Raw genomic sequence first — 14,789 nt, 5'->3', positions numbered from 1 at the left:
AGGAAGGACAGAACGTTGAGCGGCGACCAGTACCAGCAGCAGGACCCCCAGGAGCAGTACCGGGGACCGGAGGAGCAGACCGGCGGCCAGCAGTCGGCGCCCGGCACGACGCGGGAGATGCCCGACGAGCCCGACCACGGTGAGGAGAGCTACCAGGGCACCGGCCGGCTGACCGGGAAGCGGGCGGTGATCACCGGCGGCGACTCCGGCATCGGCCGGGCGGTCGCCATCGCCTTCGCCCGTGAGGGTGCCGACGTGCTCATCGCGTACCTGCCGGAGGAGGAGGACGACGCGCGGCAGACCGCGCAACTGGTCGAGAAGGCCGGTCGCAAGGCGGTGACCGTCGCGGGCGACATCCGCGACGAGGCGCACTGCGGCGAGATCATCTCGCGCGCCGTCAGCGAGCTGGGCGGCCTGGACATCCTGGTGAACAACGCGGCGTACCAGATGTCGCAACCGGGCGGCATCACCGACATCACCACCGAGCAGTTCGACCGGGTGCTCAAGACCAACCTGTACGCCATGTTCTGGCTCTCCCGGGCCGCCGTCCCGCACCTGCGGCCCGGCTCCACGATCATCAACACCGCGTCGATCCAGGGTTATCAGCCCTCCCCCGACCTGCTCGACTACGCCACCACCAAGGCCGGCATCATCGCCTTCACGAAGGGCCTCGGTCAGGGCCTGGCCGAGAAGGGGATCCGGGTCAACGCCGTCGCGCCCGGACCGGTCTGGACCCCGCTGATCCCGGCCACCATGGCGGAGGAGAAGGTCGAATCGTTCGGCAAGGACGTCCCGCTGGGCCGGGCCGGCCAGCCGGCCGAACTCGCCCCGGCCTTCGTCTTCTTCGCCTCGCAGGAGTCCAGCTACATCACCGGCGAGGTGCTCGGCGTCACCGGCGGCAAGCCGATGGCCTGACGTTCGTCCGAAGCCTGATCGGGCCGCCCACGCCTCGCGCGCGGGCGGCCCGATCGGTCACCGGTCAGGAGCGACCGGCGCCCGTGCTCCGCCCTGGCAGCCTCCGCGCGACGCGGAGACCGAGGGTCCGGGCGCCGGACACCGTTCGGGCGAGATGGCTCCTGTTCTGGTGGACATACGCGGAGATCAGCGCGACGAGAAAGCTCAGCCCCGTGAGCCAGGCCGACCACTCCCCGACCGAGCCGAGGAGCGGCAGGGTCACGAACAGGCAGACGAATCCGGACAGCGGGAAGACCAGCTGCAACCCGAACTCGTACAGCAGGGACCGGGCGCCCCTCTGCTGGGCGTAGAAGTCGTCCCACCGGAAGACCCGGTCATCCCCGGAGCACTCGACGGCGACCGGCCGGAGGACTTCGCGGATGTAGCTGTTCGCCGCCTCGCGATCCCGCCGCCGCCGGAGGATGGTGATCCCGGAGACCGCCGCCAGCACCGGAACGGCGAGCAGCAGGCGGGGGTCGGCCCGGTTGGCGACCACGAACCCCAGGATCACCGCCACCACGGTCAGGTAGGCGCCGACGAGAGCGTGCGACGCGGCGGATTTCTGCGCCATGACGGCCCGGATCGCGCTGTATTCCGCGACGAGCAGGCTGGTGCGGTTGTCGACGCGAGCAGCCGCCAGGGGATGGGCCGCCGCTTCGTCACCCCGTGGAGCACCTCTCTGAGGGATCAGCTCATCCCACGCCACGCATCGATGATGGCAAGCCCCGACAAGTACCGGCGGGTCACCGTCTGGCGAGCCGCTCCCCGGAGCCGACGTCGTCCAGGTGGCGCAGTGCCTCCGCCCAGGAGCGGGCCAGGGTGGTTTCGTGGTAGTCGAGACCGTGTTCGGCGCAGTACCGCCGGATCAATGGCTGGGCATGACGCAGGTTGGGGCACGGCATGCTCGGGAACAGGTGGTGTTCGATCTGGTAGTTCAGGCCGCCGAGCGCGGTGTCGACGAACCTCCCGCCACGCACGTTGCGCGAGGTGAGAACCTGCCGCCGCAGGTAGTCGAGGTTGTCCTCGGCACCGAGGATCGGCATGCCCTTGTGGTTGGGAGCGAACGAGCAGCCCAGGTAGAGGCCGAGCACCCCCTGGTTGACCAGGATGAACGCGACGGCCTGCGCCGGGCTCAGGACCAGGAACACGGTGGTGAGGTAACCGCCCAGGTGCAGGGCCAGCAGTCCGGCTTCGGCGGGCCGGCGCGCGAGGGGGCGCGGCCGGACGACGGCCCGCACGCTGTTGGCGTGCAGGTGCAGGCCTTCCAGCAGGAGCAGCGGGAAGAACAGGTACGCCTGGTGGCGCGCGAACAGCGCGGCGACGCCGCGCCGTCGCCGGACCTGGTCGGCGGTGAAGGACAGGGGCGCCACCCCGATGTCCGGGTCCCTGCCCTCGGTGTTCGGATGGGCGTGGTGCCGGTTGTGCTTGTCCACCCACCAGCCGTAGCTGATCCCGGTCAACAGGTTGCCGTGCAGGATGCCGATCAGGTCGTTGGCCCTGCGCGAGCGGGCGATCTGCCGGTGACCGGCGTCGTGGCCGATGAACCCCGCCTGCGCGAAGACCACGGCGAGGGCCACCGCGAGCGCGAGCTGCCACCACGACTCGCCCCACCGGACGAACAGGGCCCACAGTGCGGCGTAGCAGCCGACGACGAGGCCGATCCGTACCGCGTAGTAGCCGTGCCGCCGCTCCAGCAGGCCCGCCGCGCGGATCTGCCGGGACAGGTCGGCGTAGTCGCTGCCCCGCTGGGGCTCGGCACCGATGCTCGTGTCACTCACGACGGCCTCCCCTGCCGGTCCGTACCCCGATGGTCGGCTCAGCGGCGCCGGCTCGACCGGCCGGTCACGCGGGCCATGAGTTGTTGCAGTTTCTGCCGGGTGCCCGGGTTGGCCGCCTGCCGGCGGCCCATCCGCATCAGGTCACGCCCCCGTGGGCTGTTGAGCAGGCCCTTGATCCGCTGGCTCATCGATCCCGCCGTCACGGTGTCCCCCTCCTGGCCGATCTTCGCGCCGGCTGACGTACGCCTGGTCACCTTCAGTCTCCGCGATCGGCGAGCCTGCCCGGGGCGGATTGGCGCAATACGTCGAAGGACGATCGGGACGCGTCACGGGGACGGCGTGTCGCCGAGATCGGCCGGATCGAGATGCAGGGTGGCGAACAGTCCGGTGTGCTCGTCGGGGTTCACCCGTTCCGGTAGCTCCCGCTCGACCCAGTCGGCCCTGACCTGCTGACCGCGTTCGCGAAGAAGGCTGACGATCCTGTGCCGGGCGATCCTCATCGGGTGCTCCCTGATAGCGCCGTCCGGAAGGGCCACGCCCACGAACGGCGACGGTGGCACTGGCGGCCACCGGAGACCCGGACGACATGCTCACCGTACGCCTTACGAGGTGCGACCGCACACGACCACGGTGCGCGCGGAGTTACTGTCCGATTGCTGATCGTCACCCACGGTGCGCATTCCCTACCCTGACGCCGGAAGCCGCCGCTTCCCGATCACCGGCCAGGAGGCGCGACGGCATGATCCCGACCAGGTCCGCTCCGGACACGAGCACCGAGGACGACCTCGTCCGCGCGGCGATCCGCGCGGTCGCACCCGAGGAGGAGCACCTGCTGCCCTTCCTCGCCCCCGCCTACCGGCGCCGTCCGGCCCGGTGGCGGCGGGATCCCCGGGCGCTCACCCGGGTGGGCGGCGGGGAGGCCGGCGGCGGCGGGTTCCCCGAGCTCGTCGAACCGCTGCTGCCGTACGTGATGGTGCTGTGCGGCGTCGGCCTCGCGGCGCTGCGCGACGCCGTGCAGGCCGAGGCCACCGACGCGGTCCGGGGTGGCCTGCGGGCGCTCGGCCGGCGGTGGCCGTCCCGCCGCTCCCCGGAGTTGCCGGTGCGGCTGCGGCCGGGCCAGCTGCTGCGGATCGAGGAGGTGGTCACGGCGGCGGCCCGCGACCCGCGCTGGCAGCTCACCGAGGACCAGGTTGCCGTGCTGCGGGACGCGGTGCGCGAGGCGTTCGTGGCCCGGTTCGGCGCGGACGCCGACGGTGGGTGAGCCCCGGCAGGGGACGCCGCACCCGCCACTCCCCTCGGCCACCCTGGGCCGGTTCGTCGCCGTGGTGACGGCGGTGCTCGGGACCAGCATGTTCGGCTGGCAGATCGTCCTCGTCGATCCGGCGGTCACCCGGGAGCGCGCCATCTGCCTGGCCGGGTTGGCCGGCCTGCCGCCGCCGATCGACGTCCGGGCGGGCACGGTCGACGCCGAGTCGGCGGCCGCCGTGCAGCGGTGCCTCGGCACCCTCGGCACCGACGTGCTGCGGCAGATGCTCATCGGGCTGGCGGTGCTCGTGGCGGTGACCGCGCTGGTCTACCTGGCCGCGCCGTGGGTCGAGTGGAGGCTGCGCGGCCTGCGCCGGCTGGATCGGGTGCCGGGCACCGAGGCGCTGCGGGCCGACCTGGCCGCGCTGGTGCGGGAGGCCGGCCTGCGGCGGGCGCCCACCTTCCTGGTGTCCCGGTCGGCCCGGGTCAGCGGAAACACGTTCGGCACCGTCTCCACCCGATATGTCCGGCTCGACCTGGGGCTGGTGCACGCGCACCGGACGGCCCCGGCGCGGTTCCGGGCCGTCGTGCTGCACGAGCTCGCACACCTGCGCAACGCGGACGTGGACCTGACTCGGCTGACCGTCGCACTGGCGTGGGCGTTCCCGCTGGGCGTGGTCGCCCCGGCCGCCGTCACCTTCTTCAGCGCTCTCCGCGCGCCGGACCTGGCCCGGGACGTGTGGCGGCTGGCGCTGTTCGCGGTGGTGGTGCAGGTGTCCGCCTGGTCCGTGCTGCGCGCCCGCGAGTTCGCCGCGGACGCCCGGCTGGGCGGCGACGACGCGGCAACGGCCCGCGCGCTGCTCGACGTCGGGCGGCGGCCCACCGGGTGGCGGGACCGGCTGGCCGCCCTGTTCCGGTTCCACCCGCTGGCCCGGGCCCGCGCCGACGAGCTGGACCGGCCCCGGCGGCTGGTGTCCGCCCGGCCGGTCGAGGCGCTCGGCGCCGGGCTGGCGGCCGGCATCGCCGCGCCCCCACTGGTGGACCTGCTGTCCCACCTGCCGCGCCGGCTGGGTGGGCTCGACCCGATCACCGGCGGCTCGCACGGGGCGGGGTTTCTGCTCGGTGCGCCGCTGGCGCTGGTGCTGACCGGGACGCTCTGGCGGTCGGCCTGGTGGGCCCGACGGCACGGTAACCGGCCGGTCCGGGGCGCGGTGTTCGGGGCCACGCTGGCGGTCGGGCTGCTGGTCGGCCGGCGGCTGGCCTGGTCGGCCGGGTACGCCGACGACCGGCCGGTATGGTGGGTGGAGTTGGCGCTGTCGCTGTGCGGCGTCGCCGGCGGCGCCCTGCTCGGGCGATGGGTGGCGCTGGGCGCCGACGCCTGGCTGCGCCGGCTCCCCCGGCACGCCGAGGGCCGCGCCGTGCGGCGTGTCTGGGCCGCCGCCGCGCTGGCGACGACCGTGCTGACCGCCGGTTTCCTCGGCGCGCTGCTGGTGCTGGACGCCTGGTGCGCCGACGGCGACCTGAGCATGCTGCGGCTGCTCGCCGCCCGGGAGGGGCACCCGGACCGGGTCACCGTCGTCACGCTGGCCGACACCCTCGCCCTGTACGTACGGGTCCTCGCCGACCAGGCGCCGTACCTGCTGGCCGCCCCGCTGGCCGCCGTCCTCTTTCCGCTGGTCGCGACCGGCGCCGCCGCCCGGCGGGCGCTCCGGCTCGGCGCGGTCACCGGGATCGTGGCCGCGATCGCGCTGCCGGTGGTGGTGGCCGGCGCGGCGGTGGCCGCCGGTGACCCGGGCCTCGGGCCGGCGACGCTGCGCGCCCTGGTCGACGGGCACACCCTGCTGCCCGTGACGCTGGTCGAGGCGACGGCCGCGGTGGCGGTCGTGGCCGGCGGGCGGCTGTCGATCTGGCACGGCACGCTCGCGGCGCTCACCGCCGGGGTGCTGCTGGCGCCGGCGGTGCTGGCCACCGGCGTGCTGCTCTCCTGCGGCCCGGGCCGGCCGGGCGCGGGCTGCGCCGGCCCCGATCGGGCGGCCGTGGCCCGCGCGCTGGGACACGCCCTGCTCTTCGCGCCGGTGCTCGCCACGCTCGCCGCGGCGCTGGGCGCCGCCGTGACGGCCGTGCTGGTCCGGGTGGGTTCCCGGCGCTGGCCGGCCTCGACGGCGGCGGCGGCCGTGCTGCTCGGCCTGGCCGCCGCCGTCGTCACGGCGGACGGGCCGGGCAGCTCCGCCGCGCCGGTGGACCGGGACAGCTGCCTGGTCGGGGTATGGCGGCTCTCCGCGGGGCGCTACCACCTGCACGTCGCGACGGACTCAATCCTGGGACGGCTGGCCGGGCTGACCGCGGCCACGACCGTCGACCTCGCCAGCGGGGCGTCGACCGGGTTCGCCACCGCCTACCGGGCGGACGGCACGGCGACGGACCTGTACGACCTGACGGTGGCCGAGGGGACGGTGAACGGGCACACCATCCGGCAGATACGCCGGGGCACCCAGACCTACCGGTGGACGGCCCGGAACGGCCGCTACACCCAGCGGAACGTGGTGACCACCGGTGACCTCGCCCTGCTGCGGGTGGACGGGCGGGAGGCCGACGTGACCAGGGTGGTGGACGACTCGGCCAGCGCGTACCGGTGCGGGCCGGCCGAGCTGGTGGTGCGGTTCGACGGCGACGACGGGTCGTGGGGCGAGGAGACCTTCGTCCGCAGCCCGGCGTGACGGGACCACCGGAGCCGGTGGTCCCGCCCGCCCGCTACGCGGGCACCACGTCGAGCCGCGGGCCGGCGGGTCGCCCGACGCCGGCCAGGGCCAGCAGCGTCTGCCCGGTGACGTCGTCGACGACGGCGACCCGTACCGCGTCGGGCCCGCCGTCGACCAGCGGCACGGCGAAGACCGCGGTGGCCGGCCGGCCCTGGTAGCGCGCGGCGTGGCCGACGAAGCGCCACTCGCCGTCGTCCCAGTGCTCGCGGACGTCGGAGCGGAGCAGCGGCGCGACGCGCCGGTAGGAGTCGCTGAGCTGGACCTGCTGCACGGTGGCGAGCAGCGGCAGCCCGGTGCCGCCACGCAGCGGGTTGGTCAGCCGGGCGCGCAGCCGGCGCAGCGGCAGCAGCCAGGCGGCGTCCAGTTCTGGTGAGAGCGCCGCCACGGCCACCGCCTCGGCCAGCAGCGCGACGCCGCCGGCCACGGGACGGTCGGTGAGCGCGGCCGGCCAGCCGCCGGGCGCCAGGGTGGCCAGCCCGGCCGCCGCCACGAGCAGCGCGGCCCGCCCGAGGCTGCGACCGGCGACCGGGGTCGGGCGGCTGCTCAGGCAGCCGCACGAGGAGGTGGGGGCGGCCCGGCGGGCGTACGCCAGGTAGCCGAGGAAGCCGACGGCCAGGGCGGTGGCGACGGCGGTCTCCAGCCGCCGGGCGGGCGGCAGCAGGAGGAGCGCGCCGAGGATCAGCTCTGCGCCTCCGAGCAGCCGGTACGCGGGCAGCGCGCGATGTTCCCCGATCAGCCGGACGAGCGCGGACCGCCGGGCGACCGCGGCGGCGTGCCGGTTGAGGAGCTTCACGCGGGCGGACCAGATCAGCACCGCGCCGACGACCAGCGGTTGCAGCGCCGCGATCATGTCGATCATGGGTTCTCCCCTCGGGTGGGTCCGACGGGTGACGCCCGGGCGGCCGGATGGGGCGCGCCGCCCTACGACGGCTCCAGCTCGGCGCGTCTGACGCCGCGCCGCGACCTGGAGCCGTCGGGCGTACCGGTCAGGCGGCGGCGTAGACGGTGGCGATGTCGATCTCGTTGGTGTCCGGGTGCCAGGCGCCGAGCACCTGGACGTGCCGGCCGACCCGGAGCAGGGACAGGTCGCTGATGGCCGGGGTGCCGTTGTAGACCGCGGCGGAGCGGCCGGGCACGACGTGGGCGACGATGCGCTGACCCTTGTAGTCGAGGTGCAGCAGGTTGCGGCCGACGGCGGCGATGTGCGCGTGCAGGTTGACGATGTTGACCCACACGGAGTCGGCGGCGAGCGTGCCGTCGGGCAGGCGGACGCCGCGGGCGTAGAGCCCGTCGCCGATGGCAACCTGGTCGAACGTGGTCGGGTGCAGTTTCCAGAGGCTTGTGCCGTCGGTGATCCGGATCGAGTGCAGCACGCGGTCGGATCCGGTGACGAGCAGCAGGTGGCCGGAGATCTTGCTGATCCGGCCCTCGGCGAAGTTCGGGTCGGGCGCGCCGGGTTCGACGGTCGCCGGCTCGGCGGCGAAGGCCGCCTCGGGCGCGAGCGAGCCGAGTCCGGTGGCGCCCACCACGCCGCCGAGCGCGGCGGTGGCGAGGAGGCGGCGGCGGTCCAGGGTCTGTGGCATGACGGAACCCTCCCGTTCAGACGGTGTCGACCGAGCAGGGCCGCAGCCCCACGGAGAGGCTGCCGATCGCACTGAACGCCGCGGGCGTCAGGTCGATGATCCGGTTGCTGCCGCAGGCCGAGCCGCAGCAGGTGCGCTCGCCGCAGAACAGGTCCGTCTGCGGGCCGCAGTCGGCGATGGTGGTGCCGACCCGGGCGCCGTTGCAGCGGTTGGTGGTGTAGTGGCGGAAGCCGCAGCCCCGCCGGCTCATGCTGAGGCCGCAGGTGTCCGGGTGGGTGATGGCCCAGCACGCGTCCGAGGTGTTCGGCCAGGCGTGCTGGTAGTTGCCCGACCTGCAGGTGCCACAGGCGCCGCCCCCAGCGGTGCCGCACGGTCCCCAGGCGGTGCCGCAGCAGAACCACGACACCTCGCCTTGTATGGCCGCCATGGATACCTCCTTCCCGATCGTTGACCGACAACGATGGATGTCGATATAGATGGCGATTGTTATAACAAAAACCATCCACGTCAACAGGCGGGTCGAAGATTTCCTACAGGCGGAATTCGCTCAGCGGGTCACCGCGCGGCCGGGACGACGTACGGGAAGGAGCCGGCGCGGGCGTCCCTGCTGACGTCGGGGGTGAGGCCGGAGGTCATGCCGGTGTTGAGCACCAGGGAGAACATCACCTCGGGCGCGTTGTCGGCCATGGTGCGCCCGTTGCGCGCGGCGAACCCGTAGTTCGCCGGGGTGCCGACCTGGTAGGACAGCACGTCCGGGTAGAGCTCGCGGGCCACGCTCCAGCCGTACGCGCCCGGGTCCGGCGCGGTGCCGTTGGCCGCCACCACCCGGGCGACCGTCGACGCGATCTCCGCACCGTCGGCCCGCAGGTCCTCGCAGGGGTGGCGGGTGTTGGCGGGGTTCGAGAAGTCGGTGTCGGTGGGCCAGAAGATCGGCCACATCATCGGATGGCCGGCGCGGTTGATCTGCCGCCAGCCACCGGCGTCGGTGGCGAGCTTGGTGGCCGCCCAGACGCCGATGCGGGTGTCGACGGACAGCATCGGCTCATCCCGGGACACCTCCAGCACGATCGAGTCGACGGTGGTGCCGGCGAAGGTGTTCTTCGCGTTCTCCGGGCGCCAGGCGGAGCGGTCCAGCCGGGCGCCGTTCTTGAAGGCGTCGTTGACGGTGGCGAGCTGGTCGAGGTCGATGTAGAAGGGGTCGGTGATCCGCCCGGCCCAGACCCGCAGGTTGCCGCCGGTCACCTCCTCCCCGGCGCGGCCCTGGGCGACCGGCGTGCCGGCGGCGCCGTCGTCGTAGGCCTCGGCGCCGGTGAGGGCGTGCACGGTGAGTTCCTGCCGGCCCTGGCCGTCGAGTTCGCCGAAGGCCACCCGGTAGGTCAGCTGCTCCATCTCGCTGCCGTCGACGTGGACCTTGAACTCGTACCGCGCCTCGTGGTGGAAGCCGGGCTTGATGTCGGCCCGGGTGACCGAGCTGTTGACGTCCATCGCCAGGACCGTTCCGCGCTCGCCGTCGAAGACGAAGAGGTCGTCGAGGTAGAGCTGGCCGCTCTGGGCGGCGAGCGGGGTGTCGAGGTGGTGCGACATGGCTGTCTCCCGGATCAGCGGCTGGGCACGGCAGGCCCGAGCCTATCCGGGCATATCAGTGCAAAGGCACCGATTCGCTACTTTCCGCCGGGGCACCGGGTGGGTTACCGTCAGCGGGTGATCCCGGTGGAGGCCGCGGCGGCCGCGTACGCCCAGTGGCTCACCCCTGCCCTGCCGCTCTACGGCAACGACCACGAGCGGGCCGACTTCGCTCCCTGAGGCGCCCCGGCACCGGACGCCCCCTCTTCCCTCTCACGTCGCACCGGGAGCGATGCCTCATGTCCATCGACAGTTCCGGGATCCGGGCGGTGCTGCGCGCACCCCAGGTTCTCCGGGTCCTCCTCAGCAGCCAGGTCGGCCGGCTGCCCACCGCCAGCGGGCCGCTGGCCCTGCTCCTCTTCGCCCGCCAGTCGCTCAGCCTGGCCGCCGCCGGCCTGCTGGTGGCCGCGTACACCGCCGGGATGGCCGTGGGCACGCCGCTGCTCGCCCGGGCGGTGGACCGCTGGCGGCAGCCGCCCGTGCTGTGGGGCGCCGCGATCCTCTCCGGCCTCGGGTTCGGCGCGGTGGCGCTGACCGGCGGGCACCTCACCGGCGCCGTGGTCGGCGCGGCGGTGGCCGGACTCGGCACGCCGCCGCTGGAAGCGTGCCTGCGTACCCTCTGGCCCGCCCTGCTTCCGCCCGCCACGGTGCCCACGGCGTACACGTTGGACATCGCCGTGCAGGAGGTGATCTTCGTGGTCGGCCCACTGGTCACCCTGCTCGCGGTGACCCTGGCCGGCCCGCCCGCCGGGCTGGTTGCCGCCGGGGTGTTGCAGCTGGCCGGCACCGCGGCGTACGCGCTCAGCCCCGCCGTCCGCGCCTGGCGCGGCGTGCCCGCGGCGCGGCACTGGGCCGGCCCGCTGCGCGTACCCCGGTTCGCCGTGCTGATGGCCGGCGTGGTCGGCGTCGGCGCGGCGGTCGGCAGCATCGCCGTGGCGGTGACCGGCTACGCCGAGGCGGCCGGCGACCGGCGGCTCAGCGGCTGGCTGCTCGCGGCGCAGGCGGCCGGCGCCCTGGCCGGTGGCCTGCTCTACACCCGGGCCCGGCCGGGTGGGCCCGGGCGGCTGCCGCTGCTGGCCGCCGCGCTCACGGTCGGCTTCCTGCCGTTGCTGCTCGCCCCCGACCCCGCCCCGATGGCCGGCCTGCTCGTCGTCAGCGGGCTGGCGCTGCCGCCCCTGCTGACCGCCATCTTCCTCACCGCCGAGCGGCTCGCCGAGCCCGGTACGGTGGCCGAGGCGTTCGCCTGGGTGAGCACGGCGTTCGTGGTGGGCAGCGCCGCCGGCTCCGCGCTCGCCGGCCCGCTGGTGTCGACCGACCTCCGGTACGGCCTGGCGGTGGCCCCGGCCGCCGCGCTGCTCGGCACGGTGGTGCTCTGGGCCGTGTCGCGGGGGGACGGGTGGCGGCGGGAGAACGGCCCCGAGCCCGGGGCGGAGATCTACGCTCGGTCCTCATGACACCCGCGCGTCCGGGGTCCGGCAACCCGGCGCCGGCCGACCGGGTGACCGCTGTCGAGGTCTTCTTCGACCTCGTCTTCGTCTTCACGTTGATCCAGCTCACCCGCGTGCTGGAGGACGGCGACCGGGCTGCCCGCACCGACCGGCGACCCGGGTCAGGGCCGGTAGCGGTAGCCCATCCCCGGCTCGGTGAGGAGGTGCCGGGGCCGGGCCGGGTCGTCCTCCAGCTTGCGCCGGAGCTGGGCCATGTACTGCCGCAGGTAGTTGGTTTCGTGCTGGTACTCCGGCCCCCACACGTCGTGCAGCAACTGCCGCTGGCTGACCAGCTTGCCCGGGTTGCGCAGCAGCTTTTCCAGCACGGCCCACTGGGTCGGAGTGAGCTTCACCTCGCCGCCGTCGTCGTCGCGGCTGACCGTGCGGTCGGCCAGGTCGACGGTGTGCCGGCCGATCCGCAGCGCCGGCTCGGCGGGGGCGGCGCCGCCGAGGCGGCGGGTCACCGCCCGGATCCGGGCGAGCAGTTCGTCCACCCCGAACGGCTTGGTGACGTAGTCGTCGGCGCCCGCGTCCAACGCGGAGACCTTGTCCTCACTGCCGGCCCGGCCGGAGAGCACGATGATCGGGACGGTGGTCCAGCCGCGCAGCCCCCGGATGACCTCGACGCCGTCCAGGTCGGGCAGGCCGAGGTCCAGCACCACCAGGTCGGGCGGGTGCCCGGCGGCGGTCTTCAGCGCCGCCGCGCCGGTCTCGGCGACCTGGACGTCGTAGCCGCGGGCGCGCAGGTTGATCCGCAGCGCGCGGAGGATCTGCGGCTCGTCGTCCACGACCAGGATGCGGGTCACCCCTCGCCCCTCTCCTCGGCGGCGGGCAGCCGCACCACCATGGTCAGCCCACCGCCCGGGGTGGTCTCCGGGGTGATGCTGCCACCCATCGCCTCGGCCAGCCCGCGCGACAGCGCGAGCCCGAGCCCGACCCCGGTCTGGTTGTCCCGGTCACCGAGGCGCTGGAACGGCAGGAAGACGTGCTCCCACTGGTCCTCGGGGATGCCCGGCCCGGTGTCGATGACCCGCAGCTCGACCTGCCCGCCGTGGGCGCTCGCGGTGATGGTGGGCGGCCGGCCGGGCGGGCTGTGCCGCAGGGCGTTGGCCACGATGTTGACCAGCACCCGCTCCAGCAGGCCCGGGTCGGCGTCGGCGGCCGGCAGGTCGGCGGGGATGTCCGTGGTGACGTCGGCCGCCACGGGGCCCAGCTCGTCCAGGGCCCGGGGTACGGCGTCCTCCAGCCCGATCGCTGTCGCGGTGACGCCGAGCGCGCCGGCCTGGAGGCGACTCATGTCGAGCAGGTTCGCCACCAGCCGAGCCAGCCGGTCCAGCGACTCGTCGGCGGTGACCAGCAGTTCCTCGCGGTCGTCGGCGTCGAACTCGACGTCGTGGCTGCGCAGGCTGCTCACCGCCGCCTTCGCCGAGGCCAGCGGCGTACGCAGGTCGTGGCTGACCGCGGCGAGCAGCGCGGTGCGCATCCGGTTGGCCTCGGCGAGCGGCCGGACCGCGGCGGCCTGCACGGCGAGGCGCTCCTGGCGCAGCGCGACCGCGGCCTGGGCGGCGAACGCCTCGACCACTCGCCGGTCGGCGGCCTCCAGCCGGCGGCCGGCGAGGACCACGGTCAGCCGGTCGTCGACCGGCACGGCGGTCTCCCCGGCGCCGGGGCTGCCCGGCGGGGCCTCCCCGACGCTCGCCACGACCCGCCAGGCGGCCGCCTCCCGGGCCCGGCCGGGCCGCCCCTCCGCCTCCGCCACCAGCTCCAGCACGCTCACCGCGCGCAGCGCGAAGGTCTCCCGCAGCCGATCCAGCAGCGCGGGCAGCGGCCGTTCGCCGCGCAGCACCCCGCCGGCCACGGTGGCCAGGGTCTGCGCGTCGGCCGAGGCCCGGGCGGCCTCCCGGGTACGCCGGGCGGCCACGTCGACCACCCAGCTCACCGCGATGGCCACCCCGACGAACACGCCGAGGGCGAGGAGGTTGTCCGCCTCGGCGATGGTCAGCGTGTGGAACGGCGGGGTGAAGTACCAGTTCAGCAGCAGCGATCCGCCGAGCGCGGCGACCAGCGCCGGCCACCGTCCGCCGACCAGCGCCACCCCGACCACGCCGGCAAGGAAGAGCAGGATGTCGTTGGTCAGGGTGAGGTCGGGCAGCACCGCGAGCAGCAGGGTCAGCAGCGGCATGCCGAGGACCGCGAGCGCATACCCGAGCAGCCGGCGGCGCCGGGACAGCGCGGCCGGCATCTCGGCCGCCCGGCGGCCCCGGCCCGCCTCGGGATGGGTCACCAGGTGCACGTCGATCGGCCCGGAGAGCGCGGTGGTGGTGACCCCGACGCCCCGGGAGAGCAGGTGGGCGAAGCGTCCGCGCCGGCTCGCGCCGAGCACCAGTTGGGTGGCGTTGACGCCCCGGGCGAAGTCGAGCAGCGCCGCCGGGACGTCCGTGCCGAGCACCTGGTGGTACGTCCCGCCCAGGCTCTCCACCAGCACACGCTGCCGGGCCAGCCGGGCCGGGTCGGCCCCGGCCAGCCCGTCGCTGCGGGCCACGTGCACGGCGAGCAGGTCGGCACCCTTGCCGCGGGCGGCGATCCGGGCCGCCCGGCGGATCAGCGTCTCCCCCTCCGGCCCGCCGGTCAGCGCCACCACCACCCGCTCGCGGGCCTCCCAGGTCGCCGAGATCCCCTGCTGCGCCCGGTACGCGTCGAGCTGCTCGTCGACCTTGTCGGCCAGCCAGAGCAGGGCCAGCTCGCGCAGCGCGGTGAGGTTGCCGACCCGGAAGTAGTTGCCCAGCGCCGCGTCGATCTTGTCGGGTCGGTAGATGTTGCCGTGGGCCATCCGGCGGCGCAGCGCCTCCGGGGTCATGTCGACCAGCTCGACCTGCTCGGCGGCGCGGACCACCTGGTCGGGCAGGGTCTCCCGCTGGACCGTGCCGGTGATCTGCGCGACGACGTCGTTCAGCGACTCCAGGTGCTGGATGTTCACCGTCGTCAGCACGCTGATCCCGGCGTCGAGCAGCTCCTGCACGTCCTGCCAGCGCTTCTCGTGGCCGGAGCCGGGCACGTTGGTGTGCGCCAGCTCGTCGACCACCGCCAGCTCCGGCCGGCGGGCCAGGACGGCGTCCAGGTCCATCTCGGTGAAGGTGGCGCCCCGGTAGGTCAGCGTCCGCCGGGGCACCATCGCCAGGTCCCCGATCATCGCCGCGGTGTGCGGCCGGCCGTGCGTCTCGACCAGCCCGATCACCACGTCGGTGCCGCGCTCGGCCCGCCGCCGGGCCTCCTCCAGCATCGCGTACGTCTTGCCGACGCCCGGGGCGGCCCCGAGGTAGATGCGGAGCTCTCCCCTTGGCACGGCACCATCCTCCCTGA

14 protein-coding genes are annotated in these 14,789 nt (G+C 74.5%); 4 read left to right on the top strand and 10 right to left on the bottom strand.

The genetic code is table 11. The annotated features are described in order from the left end of the window. The first annotated feature begins 15 nt into the window (after window positions 1–15). Window positions 16–915 carry an SDR family oxidoreductase gene (locus tag ACFYPD_RS31575; RefSeq protein WP_387121598.1) on the top strand — a complete coding sequence of 300 codons (900 nt, stop codon included), beginning with the start codon at window positions 16–18 and terminating at the stop codon, window positions 913–915. Window positions 916–979: 64 nt separating this feature from the next. On the opposite strand, the gene ACFYPD_RS31570 is transcribed toward ACFYPD_RS31575, so the two are convergent. The 4 genes from ACFYPD_RS31570 to ACFYPD_RS31555 form a co-directional block, all read right to left on the bottom strand. Then, the gene (locus ACFYPD_RS31570; RefSeq protein ID WP_387121595.1) at window positions 980–1,525 is read right to left on the bottom strand and encodes a hypothetical protein; all 546 of its coding nucleotides are present in this window, start codon (window positions 1,523–1,525) and stop codon (window positions 980–982) included. A gap of 172 nt (window positions 1,526–1,697) precedes the next feature. Continuing rightward, a complete protein-coding gene (locus tag ACFYPD_RS31565; protein WP_387121592.1) occupies window positions 1,698–2,732 on the bottom strand; it encodes a fatty acid desaturase family protein in 1,035 nt (344 codons plus the stop codon). A gap of 38 nt (window positions 2,733–2,770) precedes the next feature. Then, a complete protein-coding gene (locus ACFYPD_RS31560) occupies window positions 2,771–2,986 on the bottom strand; it encodes a hypothetical protein (RefSeq protein ID WP_387121589.1) in 216 nt (71 codons plus the stop codon). 72 nt (window positions 2,987–3,058) lie between these two features. Further along, window positions 3,059–3,232 carry a hypothetical protein gene (locus tag ACFYPD_RS31555; RefSeq protein ID WP_387121586.1) on the bottom strand — a complete coding sequence of 58 codons (174 nt, stop codon included), beginning with the start codon at window positions 3,230–3,232 and terminating at the stop codon, window positions 3,059–3,061. Between the two features lie 239 nt (window positions 3,233–3,471). Here ACFYPD_RS31555 and ACFYPD_RS31550 point away from each other — a divergent pair, with 239 nt between their 5' ends. Continuing rightward, on the top strand, window positions 3,472–3,993 hold the full coding sequence (locus ACFYPD_RS31550) for a hypothetical protein (RefSeq protein WP_387121583.1): 522 nt from the start codon (window positions 3,472–3,474) through the stop codon (window positions 3,991–3,993). Then, a complete protein-coding gene (locus ACFYPD_RS31545; protein ID WP_387121580.1) occupies window positions 3,986–6,694 on the top strand; it encodes a M48 family metalloprotease in 2,709 nt (902 codons plus the stop codon). The genes ACFYPD_RS31550 and ACFYPD_RS31545 overlap by 8 nt, the downstream gene beginning before the upstream one ends. A gap of 34 nt (window positions 6,695–6,728) precedes the next feature. Here the strand turns inward: ACFYPD_RS31545 and ACFYPD_RS31540 are convergent, their stop codons facing one another. The 4 genes from ACFYPD_RS31540 to ACFYPD_RS31525 form a co-directional block, all read right to left on the bottom strand. Further along, on the bottom strand, window positions 6,729–7,595 hold the full coding sequence (locus ACFYPD_RS31540) for a MauE/DoxX family redox-associated membrane protein (protein ID WP_387121577.1): 867 nt from the start codon (window positions 7,593–7,595) through the stop codon (window positions 6,729–6,731). Window positions 7,596–7,722: 127 nt separating this feature from the next. Continuing rightward, on the bottom strand, window positions 7,723–8,319 hold the full coding sequence (locus ACFYPD_RS31535; RefSeq protein ID WP_387121574.1) for a cell wall protein: 597 nt from the start codon (window positions 8,317–8,319) through the stop codon (window positions 7,723–7,725). 16 nt (window positions 8,320–8,335) lie between these two features. Continuing rightward, window positions 8,336–8,746, bottom strand: coding sequence for a hypothetical protein (locus ACFYPD_RS31530; protein WP_387121571.1), 411 nt, complete (start codon window positions 8,744–8,746; stop codon window positions 8,336–8,338). Between the two features lie 128 nt (window positions 8,747–8,874). Continuing rightward, window positions 8,875–9,903, bottom strand: a complete 1,029-nt coding sequence (locus ACFYPD_RS31525) for a DUF4331 family protein (RefSeq protein ID WP_387121568.1) — start codon at window positions 9,901–9,903, stop codon at window positions 8,875–8,877. Window positions 9,904–10,181: 278 nt separating this feature from the next. Between ACFYPD_RS31525 and ACFYPD_RS31520 the strand changes: the two genes are divergently transcribed. Further along, entirely contained in the window at window positions 10,182–11,396 is a 1,215-nt protein-coding gene (locus ACFYPD_RS31520; RefSeq protein WP_387121564.1) for an MFS transporter, read from the top strand. A gap of 155 nt (window positions 11,397–11,551) precedes the next feature. Here ACFYPD_RS31520 and ACFYPD_RS31515 read toward each other — a convergent pair whose 3' ends face one another. Continuing rightward, window positions 11,552–12,235, bottom strand: a complete 684-nt coding sequence (locus ACFYPD_RS31515) for a response regulator (RefSeq protein WP_387121561.1) — start codon at window positions 12,233–12,235, stop codon at window positions 11,552–11,554. Continuing rightward, window positions 12,232–14,772: a DUF4118 domain-containing protein gene (locus ACFYPD_RS31510; RefSeq protein ID WP_387121558.1), complete on the bottom strand. Its 2,541-nt coding sequence runs from the start codon at window positions 14,770–14,772 to the stop codon at window positions 12,232–12,234. Before ACFYPD_RS31510 ends, ACFYPD_RS31515 begins: the two co-directional genes overlap by 4 nt. Between the last annotated feature and the right edge of the window lie 17 nt (window positions 14,773–14,789).

It is taken from the genome of Micromonospora sp. NPDC005299, assembly GCF_042872345.1.
GTDB lineage: Bacteria > Actinomycetota > Actinomycetes > Mycobacteriales > Micromonosporaceae > Micromonospora.
Note: the sequence above shows the minus strand (reverse complement) of the source record. Positions and strands in the feature narration are given on the sequence as shown.

Coding starts and splice junctions, on each gene's coding strand:
- ACFYPD_RS31535 (WP_387121574.1), bottom strand. CDS start 8,319: ATGCCACAGACCCTGGACCGCCGCCGCCTCCTCGCCACCGCCGCGCTC.
- ACFYPD_RS31540 (WP_387121577.1), bottom strand. CDS start 7,595: ATGATCGACATGATCGCGGCGCTGCAACCGCTGGTCGTCGGCGCGGTG.
- ACFYPD_RS31520 (WP_387121564.1), top strand. CDS start 10,182: ATGTCCATCGACAGTTCCGGGATCCGGGCGGTGCTGCGCGCACCCCAG.
- ACFYPD_RS31525 (WP_387121568.1), bottom strand. CDS start 9,903: ATGTCGCACCACCTCGACACCCCGCTCGCCGCCCAGAGCGGCCAGCTC.
- ACFYPD_RS31530 (WP_387121571.1), bottom strand. CDS start 8,746: ATGGCGGCCATACAAGGCGAGGTGTCGTGGTTCTGCTGCGGCACCGCC.
- ACFYPD_RS31570 (WP_387121595.1), bottom strand. CDS start 1,525: ATGGCGCAGAAATCCGCCGCGTCGCACGCTCTCGTCGGCGCCTACCTG.
- ACFYPD_RS31550 (WP_387121583.1), top strand. CDS start 3,472: ATGATCCCGACCAGGTCCGCTCCGGACACGAGCACCGAGGACGACCTC.
- ACFYPD_RS31555 (WP_387121586.1), bottom strand. CDS start 3,232: ATGAGGATCGCCCGGCACAGGATCGTCAGCCTTCTTCGCGAACGCGGT.